Origin of the sequence: Thalassobacillus cyri (assembly GCF_900107755.1) — a bacterium.
Classification (GTDB): domain Bacteria; phylum Bacillota; class Bacilli; order Bacillales; family Halobacillaceae; genus Thalassobacillus; species Thalassobacillus cyri.
In genome coordinates, this window is sequence record NZ_FNQR01000010.1 from 21,364 (window position 1) to 43,143 (window position 21,780).

Sequence of the window (21,780 nt, forward strand, 5' to 3'; positions counted from 1 at the left end):
TAAAAGGTAATAAAAAAAAATTTAATAAATTTGCAGAAACACCCAAATATGGGGATACTACTATCTACCCATACATTTTTTAACATCTCTTAAACCCTATCGGATGATGTTAATATTTTTCCCAAACCCACAAAAAAAATCCTCCAGGAGCGGAGGATTTTTTGTATAGTCTGTATTGATTTTTATAGCATTTCAGAAGTAGTTTTTGGCTGCATGTGATGCAGAAGGTAATCTGGACCGCCGGCTTTAGAATCGGTACCGGACATATTGAAACCACCAAATGGATGGTAGCCGACAATCGCTGCTGTACACCCACGGTTAAAGTAAAGGTTTCCGACATGGAAATCTTGACGAGCCTGTTCCAGGTGCTGCCTGTTGTTCGTAATGACAGCTCCAGTCAAACCATAATCGGTATTGTTAGCGATATCGATCGCTTCCTCAAACGAATTAGCTTTCGTAAACGCGACAACCGGGCCGAAAATTTCTTCTTGCATAATAGTGGCTTCCGGGTCGACGTCAGCGAATATAGTCGGTTCAATGAACCATCCCTTGCTGTTGTCGCCTTTGCCACCGTGCATCAGCCGGCCTTCTTCTTTCCCTGTAGAAATGTAACCGAGAATCTTATCGTAAGCTCCCTGGTCGATGACAGGCCCCATATAGAAGCTATTATCTGTCGGATCCCCATATTTCACTTCTTTTTTTGTTTTTTCTACGACACGTTCAAGCAGTTCGTCATACACATCTTCATGAGCGACGACACGGGAACATGCGGAACATTTCTGACCAGAGAAACCGAAAGCAGAATAAGTGATAGCATCCGCTGCAAGCTCCAGGTCCGATTCATTATCTACAACAATCGTATCTTTTCCGCCCATTTCTATAATCGTACGTTTCAACCATTTTTGCCCATCCTGAACTTTGGCTGCACGTTCGAAGATACGAGTTCCTACTTCCCGGGATCCAGTAAAACTGACAAACCTTGTACGCGGGTGATCGACAAGATAGTCGCCCACTTCTTTACCGCTGCCAGGAACATAATTGATGACGCCTGCAGGTAAGCCTGCTTCTTCTAATACTTCCATCATTTTATAAGCAATGATAGGAGTCGCGCTCGCAGGTTTCAGAAGGACTGTGTTGCCAGAAACCATAGAAGCAACTGTCGTACCGCACATGATTGCGAATAAGAAATTCCATGGGGAAATTACAACACCTACACCCAGTGGGATATAGTGAAAACGATTGTTTTCAATCGGACGGGAATTCACTTCGACTCCTTCATCAATGCGAAGCATCTGGCGGGCATAATATTCCATGAAGTCAATCGCTTCTGCTGTATCCGCATCTGCTTCCTTCCATGGCTTACCGCCTTCTTTAATCAGATGCGCAGTGAATTCATGTTTACGGCGGCGTACGATTGCAGCCGCACGGAATAGGATATCCGCACGTAAGCTGGCATCCGATTTGCGCCACCATTCAAAAGTTTCGTCTGCAATTTTGTGCGCTTTCTCAGCAAGGTCTCTATTTGTTTTTGATACATACCCAATGACTTCTTTCCGGTTGGCAGGGTTGACGACCTCAATTTTATCGTCCGTCATGATACGCTCGCCACCAATGATCAGTGGATATTCTTTACCTAAATCAGATTCCACTTTGGCAATCGCTTCTTCTATTGCCTTGCGATTTTCTTCCACACTGAAATCTGTAAACGGTTCATGCTTGTAAGGTACTACCATTCTAAAACGCCTCCTTGGGAAATAGAAATAGAAGCCCGCTTTCGTCTCACATATGTAACCTTATTAAAGCGCTTCCATAACATATTCTATCCTATCTCTTCCAACTCTTCAAACGTAATACCTATTTTTCCGTTTCATACAAAAAAACCACCCAGCAATTTGGCTGGATGGATATAAGTTTAATAGATATGGACGGTGGGTTCTTCTTCCCCCCGTTCTTTTACGATCAAGCTTTCGGGCTTGTTATTACTATGAATTTTCACTTCAATTTTATAACCTTTATTGAACATCTCCATGACTAAGCCATAGACATATTGCGTGAAACCGACAACTTCCGTTTTTGAATAGAATTGGATCGGGATTTCAATGGAAATCTCCCTTAAGGTATCCTCGACATAAAAACCTTCACCCACGAAGCCTACGAAGTTAGGGAAATATTTGGATACATCATTTCGAAACTCCCCAATCAGCTGAGAATCTTCGAAATGCTTTTCTTCTGCTTCGCTGGACGGGAATAAAATGTAATCTTCATTGACGTCTTTCCAATCGGATGCTGATGTGCTCCCGCCTTTTACATACGTTTTTTTGACAAAATCACCTGGGACAGCTGAACCTGACTCTTCCTCACGATAGAGCGCAATCATAACAGGAACATTCTGTAATGCTTCATTGCTGCGAATTTCCTCAAGCACACGATCAGCTGTTTTTTTCCCCACTTCCAAAATTTCCTCGTTAGAGACATCTTCATGGTAGGTAGGTCCCCCAATTTCCGTTTGAAAGGAATAGGTGGACTTAAGGGCTATTCCAATCGATATCCCCGCAACCTTGACTACTCCTTCTTCTTCCTCTTTCAAGTAATTTTGCTCCAGAATATGGGACAATACCCGGGGGTTTTCCCTGTAATCTTCTTCGGCTTCCAATTTATCACGGTTTGGATTCAATCCATCAATCAACGACAGGACTGTCCCTTTATCTAAATACTGGCCGGCCTGAAAATAAAAGGATTCCGGATTAAAAAACTCTTTCGAATGCCGTTGCAGCCCAGTTTCAAACGCATCAATATCAAGACGATTACTGATTTGACGGGTAAGAGCTCCTCTGGCTTCAGCCTGTTTCGGTCCATCTTCGGTCAAAATCGTTTTGTAGTGTTCCTCGGAAATATTATGGCGCGGTACGATGGCTGTCTCGTTTTTATTTTCTTCGGAGTTCTCTTGTACGATTTCTTCTTCATTATCATAGACCGGAATACACCCGGTCAGCACCAGGAGGGTACTTATCCATAATGCATGCAGCTTTCTCATATTTCCACTCCCTAAGCATCCAATGCTTGTTTGAACTTCTCTTCATCCCAGATCTCAACTCCAAGATCTTTCGCTTTATCATACTTCGAGCCAGCATCTTCCCCTGCAATTAATATATCTGTTTTTTTGCTGACACTACCTGTGATTTTACCTCCAAGGTCTTCCACTAATTTTTTTGCTTCCGAACGGGTATAATCTTCCATTTTTCCGGTCAGCACAATCGTTTTATCTAAAAATAATGAATCAGTGGGCTGGTCGTTCTTTTTACGTCCTTTATATTCCATATTAAGACCGAGGCGTTTTAATTCCGTAAGCAAATCCTGTACTTTTGGTTCATCAAAATAACGATAAATGGAATCGGCCATCTTATCTCCGATTTCATTGACTGCCGTCAGGTCTTCATAGCTCGCTTCCTGCAGGTTTTCCATCGTCCCGAACGCTTCTGCCAAAGTTTTAGCAGCTTTTGAGCCGACATAGCGGATTCCGAGACCGAATAAAAGCCGCTCTAACGAGTTCTCTTTGGAAGCATCAATCGCATTTAGAAGATTATCTACCGACTTTTCTCCCATCCGTTCCAGCTTCAGGAGTTCCTCGCGATCCAGTTTATAGAGATCGGCGATTGTCGATACGAGACTTTCTTTAAATAGCTGGGCAATTACTTTTTCTCCAAGACCATCGATATTCATCGCATTTCTTGATACAAAATGGATCAGACCTTCACGTAATTGAGCGGGGCAGTTCGGATTGATACAGCGAAGTGCTACTTCCTCTTCTAAACGAACCAGCTCACTTCCACATTCCGGACAGTGGTCCGGCATCCGGTAAGGCTCCTCTTCCCCCGTACGTTCATCCATCACGACCCGTACTACCTCAGGGATGATGTCTCCAGCTTTTTTGATGACTACCGTATCACCAATACGGATATCTTTTTCTTTGATCAAATCTTCATTATGAAGGGAAGCACGCTGTACCGTTGTTCCAGCCACCTTTACAGGTTCAAGGATGGCAGTTGGTGTAACTGCTCCTGTTCTTCCTACGCTTAATTCAATATCTTTCAGATGAGTGATCGCTTCTTCTGCCGGAAACTTATAGGCCGTTGCCCAACGGGGGCTTTTAGCGGTAAAGCCTAGTTCTTCCTGCTGATCGAGGCGGTCTACCTTGATGACGATGCCGTCGATCTCATAATCGAGGTCCATACGGCGTTCCACCCATCCATTGACATAATCGATCACTTCATCAATATTACGGCACTTTTTCCATTCTGGATTGGTTTTCAGACCTAGTTCTTTTAATTTTTCGAGGCGCTCACTATGAGACTCAAGCGTGCTGTCCTCCCACTCCCCGACACCATATAAGAAGATATCGAGATTCCGTTTGGAAGCGATTTTAGGATCGAGCTGGCGCAAAGATCCTGCTGCTGCATTACGAGGGTTGGCAAACGGCTCGTCCCCATTTGCTTCTTTTTCTTCGTTAAGTGCTATAAAGGACCTTTTCGGCATATAAGCTTCCCCACGAACTTCCAACGTATAGTTCTCCTCCAGTCGCAGTGGAATATTGCGAATGGTACGCAGGTTTTTCGTAATATCTTCTCCAGTTGTCCCGTCTCCACGAGTGGCCCCGCGGACGAACAAGCCATCTTCATATGTCAAAGACACAGCAAGCCCATCAATTTTCAGCTCACATACATATTGGACCTCTTCCTCGACACCACCCTGGGCACGACGGTCAAAATCCCGGAGTTCCTCTTCATTGAAAGCATTTCCGAGGCTGAGCATCGGAACATTGTGCTGGACCTTTTCAAATGCATCCAGCGGGGGCCCGCCGACACGTTGAGAAGGAGAATCAGGTGTTATCAATTCTGGGAATTGCTCTTCAAGTTCGATCAATTCCCGCATTTTCATATCATATTGGTAATCAGAAACACTTGGATTATCCTGAACATGATATTCATAATTGTACTGATTCAGTTGTTCACGCAGTGTTTCCAGTTTTTGTTTTGCTTCCGTTTCATTCACAGGAGCCACCTCACCTTATCCTTTTGTGATTGGTGCGAATTTGGCCAGCAGGCGTTTGACACCGACTGGTGCCGGGAACGCGATATCAAGCTCCATCGCTTCTCCTTCTCCCTGCACCTTGACGACCGTTCCCTCGCCCCATTTTTTATGTTGAGCTTTGTCGCCGGCCTGCCAGGTGATTTTTTCGCCGCCAGACGCTGGCTTTTTCTTGATCTTTTGAGCAGCCCGTTTCGGCTGAGCAGGGGCCTCAAATCCGGTAGAGCGTATTTGGTTATTGAAAAATGGCAAGCTTTCTTTTTCTGCTTTACCTTCGATCATATCTGCTGGAATTTCATTGATAAACCGGCTGACCGGGTTCATATTCGTCCTTCCATATAACGTGCGCATTTTTGCATGACTCATGTACAGCTGCTTTTCCGCCCGGGTGATACCGACATAAGCAAGACGACGCTCTTCCTCCATTTCATCATCATCCATGATGGAACGGCTGTGCGGGAAGACATTCTCCTCCATCCCAATCAAAAAGACAATCGGGAACTCCAGTCCTTTAGCGGAATGGAGCGTCATAAGGACAACTTTATTATCACCCATTGGATCTTCATCCATTTGATCGATATCGGCAATTAAAGCAAGGTCGGTCAAAAAGGCAATCAACGTTTTATCTTCGCTGTTTTCCTCGAAGTTCTTCGTGACTGATTTGAATTCTTCGATATTTTCCAGACGGCTTTGCGCTTCAATGCTTTTTTCGTTTTTCAGCATTTCTTCATAGCCTGTCTTATCGATGACTTCCTGAACCATGTCTGTCGCAGATAAAAATTCCTGCTGCTGGGTCCAATTCCTGATCATGGTACGGAAATCCATGATCGCCTTTGCCGCCCGGGCGCTGACACCGACAAAGTCCACTTCTGCCGCTGCCTCATAAAGAGAAATATCATGATCAGCTGCATAGGCCTGCAGTTTTTCAATACTCGTTTTACCAACCCCACGCTTCGGCTCGTTAACGACACGAGTAAAACTTAAATCATCATTCGGATTAGCGATCAAACGTAAGTAAGCAAGCATATCCTTGATTTCTTTACGATCGTAGAACTTTGTTCCGCCAATCATTTGATAAGGGATCCCAGCTTTTACGAATGTTTCCTCAATCGTACGGGACTGGGCGTTCGTCCGGTAAAGAATCGCAATGTCTTTATACTGGCATTTGCGGTCATGGACCATGTCTTCAATTTTATTGGTAACGAAAAGACTTTCTTCCCTTTCCGTCGCTGCTTCATGGTAAAAAATCTTCTCGCCGCCATCATTAGCGGTCCACAAGCGCTTCGGTTTACGGCCCGAGTTATTCTCAATCACCTTGTTGGCGGCATCAAGAATCAATTTAGTGGAGCGGTAATTTTGCTCCAGCATGATGACGCGTGCGTTCGGATAGTCGTTTTCAAACGACAGAATATTCTGAATGTCCGCTCCTCGCCAGCGATAAATTGACTGATCGGAATCCCCGACGACACATAGATTCTGGTAGCGGCTCGCCAATTGATTTACCAGCTGGTACTGTGCATGGTTGGTATCCTGATACTCATCGACATGAATATACTGGAAACGGCGCTGGTAATATTCCAGCACTTCCGGTACCCGGTCAAATAAGTTCAGCGTCTGCATGATCAAGTCATCGAAGTCTAGCGACTGATTTTTCCGCAACGTTTTCGTATAGCGCTTGTACACTTCAGCGACTTGCTCTTCATAAAAACTTCCAGCCTGTTGGGAGTAATCATCTGGAGACATCAATTCGTTTTTCGCACCACTAATCGCACCGAGCATCGCACGAGGGTCCCATTTTTTCGGGTCCAGGTTGAGCTGTTTCAACACCTGTTTGATAACCGACAACTGGTCACTTGAATCTAGAATGGAAAAATTGCGGTCGAATCCGATCCGGTCGATATCACGACGCAGAATTCTCACACACATCGAGTGGAACGTCGACATCCAAATCGCATCGCCTTCCGCTCCGACAAGACTTTCTACCCTTTCTTTCATTTCGCGCGCGGCTTTATTGGTAAACGTAATTGCCAAAATGCTGCGCGGAGAGACTTCCTTCTCTTGAAGCAGATAGGCAATCCGATGTGTAAGTACTCGTGTTTTCCCACTTCCTGCACCTGCCATGATCAGTAGTGGTCCTTCTGTATGTGTCACAGCATTCCGCTGTTCTTTGTTAAGACCTTTCAATAACCCGTTAATAGCCTGGGCCATGTTGACACCATCCTTTATTTATTATCCTTTTGCCGCCTTGACCGTTTTCAGGGCAGCTTTTATATCCTCATAAATGACGTTTCCTATGACGATGACATCCGCGTGCTGCTTCATTTCTTCTGCTTGTCCAGCTGTGGTGATCCCGCCGCCATAAAAAAGGCACGTTTTTTCAAGCGTGTCTTTCACCTCTTTGACGAGCTCGGTATCACCGTAGACGCCGCTATATTCCAGATAAAAAATCGGCAGTTGGTACATATGCTCTGCCATTCGTGCGTAGGCGATGACATCTTCTCTTGAGGGGAGACTGCTATTTGTATACTGAAAAGCTTTCGCATCTTCATTAAGAATACAATAGCCTTCTACCAGCATCTCGTCCCAGTTCATGATATCACCGTACTCCTTTACTGCCTGGTGCTGGATATCCATCATCCATTTTTTATCCTGACTATTCATCACCATCGGAATAAAATAAAAGTCGAAGCCTGGTGTTATGGCATCGAGATTGGAAACCTCCAGCACACATGGTACAGAATAGCGTCTTATTTTAGCCATTAAATTCAGGACATCATCAAGCGTGACATTGTCCGTACCACCTACGATGACAGCGTCTGTGCCTGATTCGCATATTTGTTCCAAATGATCATCTGAAATTTCTTTATTCGGATCGAGCTTGAATACATGCTGCCACTCGTTCACATTGTACACGATTGTATCCTCCAATACCTATTATCCATTATTTCATTATAGCAAAAATCACTGGCAGAAAGGAACCAGCATCACCCTTTCTTCCATAGACGGATATGAGGAGCGAAAACTGGGTATGGGAGCAATAATCTACGTAGGTGAGCAATAATACAGATTTGCGATCGACAATATCATAGTACGAGCGAATCGCATTCTTCCTTTTTCTGCGAAGTACTTTCAAAGAATTAGTTCTAGTGTGGCGTTATCGGCACTAGCATGTCCTATGCGTCGGAGCTGGATGCGACTCACTGCATAATGTTGGCCACAACCATCATTTTTAAAAATTTCCTAGACTAAAAAAAATCGCGCTCCGTATAAGGGGCGCGATTTTCTTGTTTATTCACTTTTTTGGACGGCCAGGCGATCAAGCGCCATTTGGTATGCATCGTTCCCATAATTCAAGCTGCGCTTGACCCGGGAGATTGTTGCAGTCGAAGCTCCTGTTTCTGTCTCTATTTTATGATAAGTGTATCCTTCGCGAAGCATCCGGGCCACCTCAAGACGCTGAGCCAATGACTGGACTTCATTCATCGTAGCCAAGTCATCAAAAAAGCGATAGCATTCTTCTACATTTTCTAGTGCGAGGATTGCTTCAAACAGTTGATCTAGTGTCTTCCCTCGCAATTTATCAATTTGCATTAACCTTCATCCTCCTATTCTCCGTTTACCGGTACGACACGGAACGTTCGAGACCAGGATCAGCCGGAATGACATTGACCCATGTTTGTCCTGGAACCAGCCCTATTTTTTCATCTCCTTGATAAGGAATGATGCGGCCAGCTTCATTTTTCCATGTCACTTCATGAAGCTTTCCTTTTTGGAGTAAATACCCTTTTCCACCAGTGTTTAAATCAATATCTCTGCGGCCAGCCGAATCAATTACCCGATGACTCGTTTCTATAATCAGAACATTATCGAGTTCAATCGGAGTTTGCCCCTCTCGCTCTACTGTCTGTTTCCCATCATTGTAGCGGAGGTAACTCCCTTTATCCTCATCATACTCGTAAGCTACAGTCACACCAAACCGATTCGAGTAGACGATTTTCAAGTCAGAAACTACTTTTCCGTTCTTTGTTTCCGCCGACTCCTCATCCGTATAGAAGTATGGCTCAATTTGATGGCTTGCTGCGTAGCCTTTCCGCTCCATAACAGAAGATAGTCCGTCTTTCAGCATATACGAATTGTGCGGAGCTTTCCTGGTATTATCCCGCTGAAACAGCTTCCCGTCATTATCATATGCTGCCCCGTTCAAATAGTCGTGGCCATCATTCCTGATTTGGTCGTCAATGAATTTAGCAGCCCCATGATAGGTGTAGATAGCATCATGAGCTTTAGCCAGGTTGAAATAATAAGGACGCGCACTTCTTACAGGACCGATTTTAGCGGGTATGTTACTATGAAAAACCGCTAAAAATCTAGTGATTTCCCCCTCTGCCAGCAACTCATAAACAATATCGGCCTGGCTGAGCCCTGTCTGCGGCCTTGCTTTCGAATGATTGTTCACCATTACGGCGATAGCGCGATGATCCACCGTTTTGTTGGTCGGCTCCCCTGTAAAAGGAAATACATGGCTATATGTATTCTCCTCGGGTTCTTTCTTCTCATAGCTGTCCGAGTCCCGTGTCTCCTTTTCAGGAGCATCGGCTGGTTCTTTGCCCTCGGTTTTCGCATTTGTACAGGCGGCGAGCAGAAGAGACAAGAGCAACAACACACCCATTACATACTTTTTCACGGATTCCCACCCTTATTTTATTATTTCTCTATATTAACATTTTAACGCATTATTGCAGGAAAGAGTACCTCTTTCTTCTTGATATCCAATATTCCAACAGGGGTAATGCGTATATAAGGCAAATGAACAGAGGATAAGAATAGCAATGTGTATACAGGATCCTCATGACGATAGCCGAAGCTTTCCATGTGCTTCCGCAACTCTTTTTCCTTTGCCATCACCTGCTCCATTTTTTCATCGGACATGACACCGCCCAGCTTAAGAGGCATTTCAAAGATGATTTCTCCCTCATGGGTCAGGACGATGCCGCCACCCATTTCCTTCATCCTGTCAAAGGCGATTCTCATATCATGCTTGCTTTTACCAATCATGACAATATCGCCGGTATTGGAATATGAACTTATCAAGGCACCCAGTTTATTGGTAAAACCTTTTAAAATCGTATTTACCCGCCATTCCCCGTCGCGGTCGAGAAGCATCAGGAATGATTCATCATTTTCTTCCGATAGTTTTTCTGCCGAAGCATCAATACTTACCGCGTAAGGCTGCAGAATGACAGCACTGGTCATTTTAATTCCTAATGGCATGGAAAATTGCAAATCTTCCTCCTGCAAATCCCAGTCCAATCGGAGTGGAGTCACACCGAAGGCAGGAAAATCAATCTTCTTATCTGTTGTGATTGCTTCACCATTACGCTTTACCCATTCGCCCTTTGCAAGAACTGAGTGCGGGTTCGGGTCATCCGGTGCACGGAGAAAATTTAAATGAGCGGTTCTACCGGGAGCGATACTCCCGACGCGATGTTCAATACCGAAATGCCTGGCCGCATGATAGGATGCCATCAAATAGGCATCTACTACCGGCACCCCTGCTTCGATTGCTAATTCAACACAGGTATCCATGATCCCCTGTTCATAAAAGCTTGGAGTAGATCCATCAGTAGTCATCATAAAGTGATCGAACTGTGTGTGACCGCGATCGACCAGCTCTTTTAACATGTCATAGAGATCTGGGCGAATCGAAGAATTACGAAGCCCGACATTGTAACCAAGCGCTAACCGCTTTAATACTTCATCTGCGGTGATCGCTTCATGGTCGGAGTCTACACCGAGCAGGCGCATTTTCGTCAACGTCTTTTCAGAAGCTCCCGGCAAATGGCCTTCCACCGGCTTACGAAGCCTGGTGGTTTCTTGCATCCAGTATAACGTCTGATCATCACCCTTCATCACTTCCGGCCAGGAGGTCAACTCCCCTCCCTGGATGACGGCATCATGATTCAGCCAGGGCATCACTTTTTCTGAGAATTCCTCCTGATCCGTTTCCTGAAGGACTGATTGTGAATCGTAACGCCCCCACCAGAACATGGAGCAAGGAAGTTCTACAAATTCTTCTAATAAAGAAAACGCTTTCTTTTCATCTAATAAAAAAAGCCACATCAAGTTGTCATTTATTAGAGTCGTGGTCCCTGTCTTAGCTGCATAAAGCCCTAGACTTTGGGGATTATATAACTGAAATGGATGAGAGTGGGGCTCAATATAGCCAGGTACGATATATTGGTCTTCCGCATCAATGATATCAGTTCCCTGGATGTTGCCAGGCATTTCCTTGCCAACATAAACAATCCTGTCTAGATCAATCCATATGTTGCCTTCCATCCATTGTTTCATATATACATTTAAATACGTAGCATGTTTGATTACTTTGGTAGGCGCTTGTTTTCCATCGATGATGGAGGCATGCTCTCTTAGCTGCCGATTGCGCCAACGGAATCGATTTTCGTTCATTACCCTTCCCCCAATTTGGAGTTTCTTTCTATCTTAACACAGGAAGAGTTTTCACGCAGTAACGTTTTGAAGTATTATTTGACGAAAATATGACAGGAAAAGGGGTGTTTTTTATGTTTAAACGAATAAAGCCGAATATTGGTATCTTGAATGCCATGGTGCGTATTACAGCAGGATTCACTTTAATGAGTTATTGTACGATCCGGGCATTGAAACGTCCGTATTCTGATACTAATATACTGTGGATTATGATTGGTGCTATGAAGGTTGCGGAAGGTATCGTGCGATACTGCCCGGTGACAGCCCTTGTCCAAACAGGGATGAAAGCCAATGATGGCAAGAAAGAACAGGAACAGACCTTCAATCCATCTTAACAACATAGAAAAAGGGTTACTCTCATAAGGAGTAACCCTTTCCTATAAAAGGAGTGAATACTATTATGGACATCATGGAATATTTAACGGACACTTCATTTGTGCTGGCTGTCATTATCGGGAGTATTATTGCGCTTTTATATGCTTTTATGAAAAAAAGACGGTCTTAGTGCACGCTTGGCTATGTCAGTACGATAGAAAAAGTGTGCTGAATCATCGAATGCCTGTAGTTTTTGATATACATGCTGCATCGCTTCTTCGAGCTCCGTCGCATAAGAATATGCCAGCAGCACGCGTCCTCCATCCGATACAAAGCGGTCTCCCTGCCGCTTTGTCCCGGCATGGACGATGGTCACTTCGGATTCTTCTATAGGTAAATCCGGGAGCGGTTTCCCTTTTTCATAAGCTTCAGGATAACCTTCTGAGGCAACAACTACTCCACCGCAATAACCTTGTTTCCATTGAAGTTGTGGATCTTTCCCCTTCAATACGTCAACCATTACTTGAACTAAGTCATTTTTCAGCAAAGGCAGCACAACCTGTATTTCGGGATCGCCGAACCTGGCATTGAATTCAATGACCTTAGGCCCTTCCGCTGTCTGAATCAGGCCAGCGTACAGGATGCCGGTAAACGGCCTTCCTTCGTCTGCTAATGCTTTCGCTGCCGGCTTCAGAATACGGTTGATCGCAGTATCTATATCTCCGTCAGATAAAAACGGGACAGGAGCATATGCCCCCATGCCTCCTGTATTCGGACCCTTATCGCCATCAAAAGCACGTTTATGATCTTGCGAAGGGAGCATTGCAAATACCTGCTCTCCGTTTACGAATGCCATCAGGGAAAACTCTTCCCCTTGTAAAAATTCTTCGATGACAATTTCCTTGCTCGCTTCTCCATACTGTTCTTCAATCAGCATTTTATCCACCGCTTGTTTGGCTTCTTCATCGGTTTCTGCAACGACTACACCTTTTCCTGCTGCTAAACCATCTGCTTTGATAACGATTGGCACGCCCTTGGCATCCATATACGCTTTCGCTTCGTCCGGATCTGTAAACACACGGTACCCAGCTGTCGGAATATCATATTTTTCCATCAATGCCTTAGCGAAGTGCTTACTGCCTTCGATTTCCGCCGCCTGCTTATCAGGACCAAAGACGGTGAGCCCGGCTTTTTGGAATTCGTCAACGACTCCTGCCATCAAAGGGTTTTCCGGTCCTACAATCGTAAGGTCTACCTCATGTTCCCGAGCGAAAGCAATCAATCCTTCCCTGTCTGTTTCATGGATAGCCACCCGTTCTGCCAAGGCTTCCATTCCTCCATTTCCAGGGGCTGCGAAAATCTGATTGACCTGAGGACTTTGATAAACCTTTTGGATGATGCTATGCTCACGCCCTCCACTTCCGATAACTAATACGTTCATAACGTTCCACTCCCGTCTGGATTAATGTTTGAAATGACGCATTCCCGTAAATACCATTGCTATACCATGCTTGTTGCAAGCATCAATGGAATCCTGGTCGCGCTTCGAGCCGCCCGGCTGGATGATTGCTTTGATTCCAGCTTCAGCTGCCGCTTCCACCGTATCAGGCATCGGGAAGAACGCATCAGATGCCATCACAGCTCCCTTCGCTTTAGCAGCCGCCTGCTCTAAGGCTATTTTCGCAGCGCCGACACGATTCATCTGCCCGGCACCAATGCCTAACGTCTGGTCTGCCTTGGCAACTACGATTGCGTTTGACTTCACATGCTTGACAACTTGCCAGCTCAGTTTCAAGTCTTCCATTTCCTGTTCCGTAGGTTCGCGATCTGTTGCCACCTGTAAGTCAACGGAATCTAAGTTTCCTTCATCCGTATCCTGGACTAGCAGCCCTCCACTAACCGAAGTAAGCTTATGTGCATTTTTGCTGTTTTTCGTCCATTCAACTTCCAATAAGCGCAAGTTTTTCTTTGTGGTCAGTATATCTAATGCCTCCTGGCTGAATTTCGGTGCAATGATAATTTCCAGGAAGATCTCTTTCATCTTTTCTGCAGTGAGCAAATCGACTTCCTGATTAACTGCGACAATACCCCCAAATATGGAAATCGGGTCCCCTTCATAAGCTTTTTGATAAGCCTCAAAAAGCTTAGTTCCGGTACCGACCCCACAAGGGTTCATATGCTTGACTGCAACTGCTGCCGGTTTCTTGAATTCCTGAACGATTTCAAGCGCAGCATTGGCATCCTGGATGTTATTATAGGAAAGTTCTTTTCCATTCAACTGCTTAGCATTGGACAGTGTGGCACCTTCTGCATTTGCCTGCTTATAAAATGCTGCTGTCTGATGGGGATTTTCACCGTAACGAAGAGACTGGACTTTTTCAAAAGTTGCCGTGTATGTCTCTGGATAGTCATCTTCTGTCCTTTCTGTAAAGTACGCTGCAATCGCCGCATCATAATTGGCAGTATGACGGTAGACTTTGCCTGCGAGACGCTTGCGCATATCGACACTAAGTCCGTCATTTTGCAACGCATCCGCTACTGCCTCATAATCCGCTGGATCAACGACCACAACCACATCGTGGAAGTTTTTAGCCGCAGCACGCAGCATAGTAGGACCGCCGATATCAATATTTTCAATGGCATCAGCTTCTGTCACATCAGGCTTGGCAATTGTTTGTTGGAAAGGGTATAAGTTTACGACTACCACATCGATTGTGTCGAGTTCCAATTTACGCAGCTGATCCATATGGACTTCGTTATCCCGTTTCGCCAGCAACGCACTGTGCACAGCTGGATGAAGGGTTTTGACGCGCCCGCCCATGATTTCCGGGAAGTTGGTTACATCACTGACTGATAATACAGGCAACCCTGCTTCCTCGATCACTCTTTTCGTCCCGCCAGTAGACACCAGCTCGTATCCGTTATCCACTAATTGTTTCGCAAAACCAGGTAATCCGGTTTTATCTGAAACACTTAACAATGCGCGCTTTTTTTCACTCAATGTATTTCCTCCTCGACTAATAATGTTTGAATGACTTTAGGATACAGGGAATGTTCAATTGCCTGGATTTTTTTCTGCAGGCTTTCTCTTGTATCTTCGGCTGTAATCCGGACTGCTTCCTGTTCTATAATCGGACCGGTATCCATCCCGTTGTCAATATAATGGATGGTCACCCCTGTCACCTTCACTTGCTTTTCAAAAGCCTGACCGATGGCATCTTTACCTGGAAAAGCAGGCAAAAGTGATGGATGGATATTGATGATCCGGTTTTGATATGGAGCTAATAAAACAGGCCCGATCAACCGCATATATCCAGCAAGAAATATCCACTCAATTCCCCGTTTCCTACATTCTAATAGAATTTGCTGCTCATACGCATCCTTTCCACCAAATTCCTTCGGTGAGAATACGAACGTGTCGATGTTTTTCTTCTTTGCTTTCTCAATCACCCGCGCATTACTGCGGTCACAGACAAGTAAACGGACATCACAGGAAATTTCCCCCTGCTCGGCAGCCCGGACAATGGAATCAAAATTACTCCCTGTACCTGAGGCGAAAATAGCGGCCTTTATCATGTCCACTGAACCCCTTCCTGGGCTGTTACCATTCCGATGTGATGGGCGGTTTCTCCGCTTTCTTCCAATCGTTCCATCACTTCTTCCCGGACTGCTTCTGAGACGATAACGATCATTCCGATGCCCATATTGAACACCCCATACATTTCATCATCAGAAAGATTTCCCTTCTCCTGCAGGAAAGGGAATACCTCAGGCTGCTTCCATGCAGCACGATCGATTTCCACACCAAAACCATCCGGTAGTGCACGAGGAATATTCTCATAGAAACCGCCGCCGGTAATATGAGCGATACCTTTAATTTCTGCATGCTGTTTCATTGTCTTCACTTGCCTGGCATAAAGTCTTGTCGGTGTCAGAAGTACTTCTCCTAATGATCCCGATAATTCCGGAATAGCTTTTTGAAGATCCAGGTTATACTCTGCAATAATTTTTCTTACTAATGAAAAACCGTTGGAATGAACCCCTGATGAGGACAGCCCGATAATTGCATCTCCTGCTCTGACATCTTCGCCGGTAATCAATTCACTCTTCTCTGCAATCCCAACAACAAACCCGGCCAGGTCATACTCCTGCGGGTCATACATTCCAGGCATTTCCGCTGTTTCCCCGCCAATTAAAGCACATCCGGATTGTTCACAACCATCCGCGATACCTTTGACAATCTGTTCGATCTGATCGGGGCTATTTTTTCCACATGCGATATAATCTAAGAAAAATAATGGATCTGCTCCTTGAGCGACGATATCATTGACACACATCGCCACAGCGTCCTGACCGATGGTATCATGTTTACCCATTTCGAATGCCAGCTTCAGCTTGGTCCCGACCCCATCCGTGCCGGTGACCAGTACCGGATGCTCATAGTCGAATTTACTGATATCGAATATACCTGCAAAAGCGCCTAGACTGCCGACCACTTCCGGACGCAGTGTCCGCGTCACGTGTTTTTTCATCTGTTCCACAGATTGATAGCCTGCTTCCACATCGACACCTGCTTGTTTATAACGATCGCTCATGTTAACCCCTCTTTTCATATTGTTTCTTCTTAACAGTAATTTCTAAGCTTTCACATAGGGAGGCACGGTATTCGGGTAGATTTCTGTTGGATAGTTGCCTGTAAAGCAGGCCGCACAAGCGCCGTGCTCCATGGATTGGCTACCTTCATAGATGGCATCTTCCAACCCTTCGACTGATAAAAATGCCAAACTATCCGCACCGATGATGTCCTGCATTTCTTCCAGGCTATGATTGGCGGCTATCAACTCTCCGGATGTCGACGTATCAATACCGTAATAACAAGGGTTTTTGATCGGTGGCGAAGCGATGCGGACATGAACCTCAGTCGCCCCAGCCTCCTTAAGCATCTTAACGATCCGTCTGCTGGTAGTTCCGCGAACGATCGAATCATCGACCATTACAACGCGTTTACCATTGACGATACCTCGTACCGGGGATAGTTTCATTTTCACTCCTTGTTCCCGGAGCTCCTGCGATGGCTGGATGAAGGTTCGGCCTACATACCGGTTTTTTATCATCCCAAGTTCATACGGGATGCCAGCCTCCTCGGCATAGCCGATGGCTGCAGAAATACTGGAATCAGGGACGCCTGTCACTACATCCGCTTCAACAGGGGCTTCTTGAGCCAGCGCCTTTCCCATCCGCTTCCGGGAAGCATGGACATTGATGCCATCCAAATCACTGTCCGGACGAGAAAAATAAACATGTTCCATCGAGCAGAGTGTCCGTTGAATAGGGGCAGAAAAACGCTTCGACTCTATCCCGTTTTCATCGATGATCAATAGTTCTCCTGGCTGCACGTCACGCTCATATTGAGCTCCCACGACATCAAACGCACAGGTTTCTGAAGCCACCACATAACCGGTGCCGAGGCGTCCGATCGACAAGGGACGCAGCCCGCGTGGATCCTGAGCTACAAACAGCTGTTTTTCTGTCATGACTGAAAATGCGTAAGCTCCTTTGATCATCGTCAGTGCCTGGACCAATGCTTCTTCCATGTCCAAGTGGCCGCTCCGTTTGATCAAGTGGGCAATCACTTCTGTATCGGAGGTCGTTTGCAAAATGCTTCCTTGTGCTTCCAGCTGATATTTAAGTGCCTGGGCATTGACGAGGTTGCCATTGTGCGCGAGTGCCATGCTGCTTTTTTGTGATCGGAATAACAATGGCTGGACGTTTTCATATCCGCCACCGCCCTGAGTTGCATACCGAACATGACCGAGCGCTGCATGTCCTTCCATATCCCCAAGCAAATCCTGTCGGAACACGTCATTTACAAGGCCTAACCCTTTGGCCAGCTTCAATTCTTCTCCATTGCTGACGACAATTCCGGCTCCTTCTTGCCCGCGATGCTGTAATGCGTGAAGACCATAGTACGTAATTTGTGCCGCTTCTTCATGCCCCCACACTCCAAAGATGCCGCATTCTTCATTCAGGCCTTTGATTTCACCAAGCATGGAATTGCTCCTTTCCAGGCGTCCTTCAATTTTTTCGTCGGTGTATGAAGGATAGTTTCACCATCCAGACTTACACGATAATGACCATCATTATTGACGGTACCGACGAAGACTGCCTCTGTCATCAATTGCTCCCATTTCTCATGATCTTCCGGACGTACAGAAACAAGAAAACGCGATTGTGTTTCCGAAAAAAGCTCCGCTGCTGCATTTCCTGTCAAACTGACATCACAACCGAACTCCTTCCCGAACAGACTCTCTGCCAAAGCAACCGCGAATCCGCCTTCTGAAATATCATGTGCCGATTGAACAAGGCCTGTTTGAATCGCAGCTAACAAACTGGTTTGACGCTCTTTTTCCACTTCTAAATCAATACGGGGCGCTTTACCAAAATGACGACCTTCAAACATCCCTTGCAATTCGCTGCCGCCAAATTCCGGTTCTGCTTTTCCAATCACATAAATCAAGTCACCAGCTTGTCGAAAATCGGCTCTCGTAATATGGGAAGTATCTTCAACCAAACCGACCATTCCAACAATCGGTGTCGGATAAATCGCTTTTCCATAGGATTCATTGTATAAAGACACATTTCCACTGATTACAGGTGCATCAAGCACCTTACATGCTTCACTCATACCATCTACGCTTTTTTCCATTTGCCAGAAGATTTCCGGATTTTCTGGCGAACCGAAATTCAAACCATCCGTCAAACCTAATGGACGAGCACCTGAACAGACGATATTACGTGCTGCTTCTGCTACAGCGATTTTCCCGCCTGTTTCCGGATCAAGGTAGATATAACGGGAATTACAATCCGTAGTCATGGCCAGGGCTTTTTTAGTATCCCTGACTCTGAGAACCGCCGCGTCAGAGCCTGCTGTGACGACCGTATTGGTCTGCACCATGGAATCATACTGATCGTAGACCCATTCTTTACTGGCGATTGTGGGCTGCTGCAATAGCTGAAGCAGTGTTTCCTCATAATCTTCTATAATAGGCTGATAAGTTTCCATCGCTTGAAATTCTTTATAGTATTCTGGAACGCTGGAAGGCTGGTGATAGACCGGTGCATCTTCCGCCAGGGCATCTACTGGTACATCAGCGACTACCTCACCATGATGAAGCAGACGGAAGCGGCGTTCTTCGATGACTTCCCCGACCGCTACAGCTTCCAGGTCATACTTTTTGAAGATCTCACTGATTTCCCGCTCGCGTCCTTTTTCAATAACCAGCAGCATCCGCTCTTGGGATTCTGACAGCATCATTTCATAAGGCGTCATATTCTTTTCCCGCTGGGGGATATGGTCTAAGTTCATTTCCATTCCTGTTCCGGCTTTACTAGCCATCTCACTTGCTGAAGAAGTCAGACCAGCTGCTCCCATGTCCTGAATACCGACAAGTGCATCATGATGAATGACCTCCAGGCACGCTTCAATCAACAACTTCTCCATGAACGGATCGCCGACCTGTACGGAAGGACGCCTGCTTTCTGCTTCTTCTGACAGTTCTTCCGAGGCAAAAGTAGCACCATGGATCCCATCACGGCCGGTTTTCGCTCCTACGTACATCACCGTGTTGCCGACGCCAGCGGCAATCCCCTTCTGAATATCGTCATGGTTGATCAAACCGACACACATCGCATTGACAAGCGGGTTGCCTTCATAGGAATCATCGAATTGGACTTCTCCTCCCACCGTCGGCACACCGACACAGTTGCCATAACCGGCAATCCCGCGTACTACTTCTTCAAACAGATATTTGATCCGTGGATGCTTAAGGGAGCCGAAACGAAGGGAGTTCAACAAAGCAATCGGCCGGGCACCCATAGAGAAAACGTCACGGATAATCCCGCCGACCCCTGTCGCTGCTCCCTGGTATGGTTCGACCGCAGAAGGATGGTTATGGCTTTCGACTTTGAATACGACAGCCTGATTATCACCGATATCAATGACTCCCGCGCCTTCACCTGGTCCCTGCAATACGTGAGGACCTTCTGTCGGGAACTTTTTCAAAAGCGGCTTTGAGTTTTTATAACTGCAGTGCTCGGACCACATGACGGAAAACAAGCCGATTTCAGTATGATTCGGGCGTCTTCCTAACAATTCGACAACCTGCTTGTATTCCTGGTCGCTGAGTCCCATTTCTGCGTATAACCGTTTCTGTTCTATTTCTTTTGGACTTATTTCAAGCATGGATGACATGATTATTCCTCCAATACATCAAAATGGACTGAAATAAGCGCAGACCGTCTGCATTTCCGAGCAGGCTCTCAACCGCGCGTTCCGGGTGTGGCATCATACCGAGCACATTACCGGTTTCATTGACAATACCAGCGATATCTCCTGTTGAACCATTAGGGTTATTTGTGTAAGTGAAGACAATCTGTTCATTATCCTTCAACTGTTGATAAGTTGCATCATCACAATAGTAATTCCCTTCTCCGTGAGCTATCGGAAGATGGATTAGTCCGCCTTTTTGATATTCAGAAGAGAACATCGTTTCCGCATTTTCGACACGCAATTCTTCGTGGTGGCACATAAACTTAAGATCCCGATTAGGAAGCATCGCACCTGGTAAAAGGCCGGATTCCAATAAAACCTGGAACCCATTACAAACACCTAAGACCGGCTTTTTCTGAGCTGCTGCTTCTTTAATCTGCTGGACAATATTCGACGTGGAAGCAATCGCCCCGGAACGAAGATAGTCGCCATAAGAAAAGCCGCCTGGAAGTAAAATCACGTCATATTCAGATAAATCTGCATCCTGGTACCAAACTAAGTCCACTTCTTCGTTCAAGCTATCTTTGACGGCATGGTACATATCCCGATCACAATTGGATCCTGGAAATACAACGACAGCGAATTTCACGCGATGACCTCCTCTATCTGATAGGAGTAGTCTTCAATAACCGGGTTAGCAAGCAGTTTTTCACACATCTCCTCTACCTGAGCTTCCAGATTCTCAGCGTCTTCCATCATGACTTCCATGTACTTTCCAACCCTTACCTCATTGACATTCGCATAATCCAATGTATTCAAAGAGTTTTTCACTGCTTTACCTTGTGGGTCTAAGACGCCTTCCTTTAATGTGATATAAACTTTTACTTTACGCATTTGTTCTCCTCCAGTCGTTGTAAAATAGTTTCATAGGTTTCAATCAGATCGCCGATATCTTCGCGGAAGACATCTTTGTCCATTTTTTCTCCGGTTGTGACATCCCAGAGCCGGCATGTATCTGGTGAAATCTCATCAGCTAATACAATAGTTCCATCTGCCAGACGGCCGAATTCCAGCTTGAAATCTACCACTTCCAAATCAGCCTGCCTGAATAGCCGTTTCAATATTTCATTGATTTTAAGTGCGAGAATTTTAATATGGTCAAGATCATGTTCCGTTACGTCTGCTAAACGTTTCGCATGATCATCATTGATGAGCGGATCATCGAGTTCGTCATTTTTATAAAAAAGTTCGATGATGGGAGGGTTAAGCGCTGTTTTTTCCGGGATAGCCAGCCGTCTTGTCAAGCTGCCGGCGGCAATGTTCCGGACCACTACTTCCAACGGAATGATTGTTGTTTTTTGAACAATCTGTTCATTATCATTCAGCGCTTTCAAAAAATGCGAGGGAATATGCTGCTGGTGTAAATGTTCGAAAATACGGGCAGTAATTAAATTATTCAACCGACCTTTACCGGCAAATTGGTCTTTTTTCTTGCCATTGAAAGCCGTAGCATCATTTTTGTAAGAGAGTATTAATTGCTCGGGTTTACCGTCGACATAATAAACTTTTTTCGCTTTACCTTCATATAATAGGGAGCCTTTCAT

Annotated in this window: 19 protein-coding genes; 2 read left to right on the forward strand and 17 right to left on the reverse strand. The window is 45.5% G+C overall.

Annotated elements, in window-relative coordinates; all coding sequences use genetic code 11:
* Positions 1–182: 182 nt before the first annotated feature.
* From pruA to BLV00_RS12680, 8 genes are all read right to left on the reverse strand, one after another.
* Positions 183–1,733 carry an L-glutamate gamma-semialdehyde dehydrogenase gene (gene pruA, locus BLV00_RS12645; protein WP_093045350.1) on the reverse strand — a complete coding sequence of 517 codons (1,551 nt, stop codon included), beginning with the start codon at positions 1,731–1,733 and terminating at the stop codon, positions 183–185.
* A 179-nt stretch (positions 1,734–1,912) separates the two neighbouring features.
* Complete coding sequence (locus BLV00_RS12650; protein ID WP_093045351.1) at positions 1,913–3,034, reverse strand: CamS family sex pheromone protein; 1,122 nt, start codon at positions 3,032–3,034, stop codon at positions 1,913–1,915.
* 11 nt (positions 3,035–3,045) lie between these two features.
* The gene (gene ligA, locus BLV00_RS12655) at positions 3,046–5,049 is read right to left on the reverse strand and encodes an NAD-dependent DNA ligase LigA (RefSeq protein ID WP_093045352.1); all 2,004 of its coding nucleotides are present in this window, start codon (positions 5,047–5,049) and stop codon (positions 3,046–3,048) included.
* Positions 5,050–5,064: 15 nt separating this feature from the next.
* Entirely contained in the window at positions 5,065–7,293 is a 2,229-nt protein-coding gene (pcrA, locus tag BLV00_RS12660) for a DNA helicase PcrA (protein ID WP_093045353.1), read from the reverse strand.
* Positions 7,294–7,314: 21 nt separating this feature from the next.
* The gene (gene pcrB / locus BLV00_RS12665) at positions 7,315–7,998 is read right to left on the reverse strand and encodes a heptaprenylglyceryl phosphate synthase (RefSeq protein ID WP_093045354.1); all 684 of its coding nucleotides are present in this window, start codon (positions 7,996–7,998) and stop codon (positions 7,315–7,317) included.
* Positions 7,999–8,373: 375 nt separating this feature from the next.
* Positions 8,374–8,676 (reverse strand): YerC/YecD family TrpR-related protein, encoded by a 303-nt coding sequence (locus tag BLV00_RS12670; RefSeq protein WP_093045355.1) that lies wholly within the window; start codon positions 8,674–8,676, stop codon positions 8,374–8,376.
* A gap of 25 nt (positions 8,677–8,701) precedes the next feature.
* Entirely contained in the window at positions 8,702–9,769 is a 1,068-nt protein-coding gene (locus BLV00_RS12675) for a DUF3048 domain-containing protein (RefSeq protein ID WP_093045356.1), read from the reverse strand.
* A 41-nt stretch (positions 9,770–9,810) separates the two neighbouring features.
* Complete coding sequence (locus BLV00_RS12680; protein ID WP_093045357.1) at positions 9,811–11,553, reverse strand: adenine deaminase C-terminal domain-containing protein; 1,743 nt, start codon at positions 11,551–11,553, stop codon at positions 9,811–9,813.
* A gap of 113 nt (positions 11,554–11,666) precedes the next feature.
* On the opposite strand from BLV00_RS12680, the gene BLV00_RS12685 reads away from it, so the two are divergent.
* Positions 11,667–11,927, forward strand: a complete 261-nt coding sequence (locus BLV00_RS12685) for a YgaP family membrane protein (protein ID WP_093045358.1) — start codon at positions 11,667–11,669, stop codon at positions 11,925–11,927.
* 74 nt (positions 11,928–12,001) lie between these two features.
* Positions 12,002–12,097, forward strand: coding sequence for an EYxxD motif small membrane protein (locus BLV00_RS22670; RefSeq protein ID WP_342722701.1), 96 nt, complete (start codon positions 12,002–12,004; stop codon positions 12,095–12,097).
* Here BLV00_RS22670 and purD read toward each other — a convergent pair.
* Genes purD through purC form a run of 9 tightly spaced genes read right to left on the reverse strand, consistent with a single transcriptional unit; the run spans position 12,065 to position 21,780 of the window.
* Entirely contained in the window at positions 12,065–13,348 is a 1,284-nt protein-coding gene (purD, locus tag BLV00_RS12690) for a phosphoribosylamine--glycine ligase (protein ID WP_093045359.1), read from the reverse strand. The genes BLV00_RS22670 and purD overlap by 33 nt on opposite strands.
* Positions 13,349–13,369: 21 nt before the next feature.
* Positions 13,370–14,908 (reverse strand): bifunctional phosphoribosylaminoimidazolecarboxamide formyltransferase/IMP cyclohydrolase, encoded by a 1,539-nt coding sequence (gene purH, locus BLV00_RS12695; RefSeq protein ID WP_093045360.1) that lies wholly within the window; start codon positions 14,906–14,908, stop codon positions 13,370–13,372.
* Positions 14,905–15,483 (reverse strand): phosphoribosylglycinamide formyltransferase, encoded by a 579-nt coding sequence (purN, locus tag BLV00_RS12700; RefSeq protein WP_093045361.1) that lies wholly within the window; start codon positions 15,481–15,483, stop codon positions 14,905–14,907. The genes purH and purN overlap by 4 nt, the downstream gene beginning before the upstream one ends.
* Positions 15,480–16,502: a phosphoribosylformylglycinamidine cyclo-ligase gene (gene purM, locus BLV00_RS12705; protein WP_093045362.1), complete on the reverse strand. Its 1,023-nt coding sequence runs from the start codon at positions 16,500–16,502 to the stop codon at positions 15,480–15,482. Before purM ends, purN begins: the two co-directional genes overlap by 4 nt.
* Positions 16,503–16,544: 42 nt before the next feature.
* Positions 16,545–17,957, reverse strand: a complete 1,413-nt coding sequence (gene purF / locus BLV00_RS12710) for an amidophosphoribosyltransferase (RefSeq protein ID WP_093045363.1) — start codon at positions 17,955–17,957, stop codon at positions 16,545–16,547.
* Positions 17,933–20,158: a phosphoribosylformylglycinamidine synthase subunit PurL gene (gene purL / locus BLV00_RS12715; RefSeq protein ID WP_093045364.1), complete on the reverse strand. Its 2,226-nt coding sequence runs from the start codon at positions 20,156–20,158 to the stop codon at positions 17,933–17,935. Before purL ends, purF begins: the two co-directional genes overlap by 25 nt.
* Positions 20,142–20,825 carry a phosphoribosylformylglycinamidine synthase subunit PurQ gene (gene purQ / locus BLV00_RS12720; RefSeq protein ID WP_093045365.1) on the reverse strand — a complete coding sequence of 228 codons (684 nt, stop codon included), beginning with the start codon at positions 20,823–20,825 and terminating at the stop codon, positions 20,142–20,144. The genes purL and purQ overlap by 17 nt, the downstream gene beginning before the upstream one ends.
* Positions 20,822–21,070 (reverse strand): phosphoribosylformylglycinamidine synthase subunit PurS, encoded by a 249-nt coding sequence (gene purS, locus BLV00_RS12725; protein WP_093045366.1) that lies wholly within the window; start codon positions 21,068–21,070, stop codon positions 20,822–20,824. The genes purQ and purS overlap by 4 nt, the downstream gene beginning before the upstream one ends.
* Complete coding sequence (gene purC / locus BLV00_RS12730) at positions 21,058–21,780, reverse strand: phosphoribosylaminoimidazolesuccinocarboxamide synthase (RefSeq protein ID WP_093045367.1); 723 nt, start codon at positions 21,778–21,780, stop codon at positions 21,058–21,060. The genes purS and purC overlap by 13 nt, the downstream gene beginning before the upstream one ends.

Coding starts and splice junctions, on each gene's coding strand:
- purC (WP_093045367.1), bottom strand. CDS start 21,780: ATGAAAGGCTCCCTATTATATGAAGGTAAAGCGAAAAAAGTTTATTAT.
- BLV00_RS12685 (WP_093045358.1), top strand. CDS start 11,667: ATGTTTAAACGAATAAAGCCGAATATTGGTATCTTGAATGCCATGGTG.
- pcrA (WP_093045353.1), bottom strand. CDS start 7,293: ATGGCCCAGGCTATTAACGGGTTATTGAAAGGTCTTAACAAAGAACAG.
- BLV00_RS22670 (WP_342722701.1), top strand. CDS start 12,002: ATGGAATATTTAACGGACACTTCATTTGTGCTGGCTGTCATTATCGGG.
- purM (WP_093045362.1), bottom strand. CDS start 16,502: ATGAGCGATCGTTATAAACAAGCAGGTGTCGATGTGGAAGCAGGCTAT.
- purN (WP_093045361.1), bottom strand. CDS start 15,483: ATGATAAAGGCCGCTATTTTCGCCTCAGGTACAGGGAGTAATTTTGAT.
- purD (WP_093045359.1), bottom strand. CDS start 13,348: ATGAACGTATTAGTTATCGGAAGTGGAGGGCGTGAGCATAGCATCATC.
- purF (WP_093045363.1), bottom strand. CDS start 17,957: ATGCTTGGTGAAATCAAAGGCCTGAATGAAGAATGCGGCATCTTTGGA.
- BLV00_RS12650 (WP_093045351.1), bottom strand. CDS start 3,034: ATGAGAAAGCTGCATGCATTATGGATAAGTACCCTCCTGGTGCTGACC.
- purL (WP_093045364.1), bottom strand. CDS start 20,158: ATGTCATCCATGCTTGAAATAAGTCCAAAAGAAATAGAACAGAAACGG.
- BLV00_RS12680 (WP_093045357.1), bottom strand. CDS start 11,553: ATGAACGAAAATCGATTCCGTTGGCGCAATCGGCAGCTAAGAGAGCAT.
- purS (WP_093045366.1), bottom strand. CDS start 21,070: ATGCGTAAAGTAAAAGTTTATATCACATTAAAGGAAGGCGTCTTAGAC.
- BLV00_RS12670 (WP_093045355.1), bottom strand. CDS start 8,676: ATGCAAATTGATAAATTGCGAGGGAAGACACTAGATCAACTGTTTGAA.
- pruA (WP_093045350.1), bottom strand. CDS start 1,733: ATGGTAGTACCTTACAAGCATGAACCGTTTACAGATTTCAGTGTGGAA.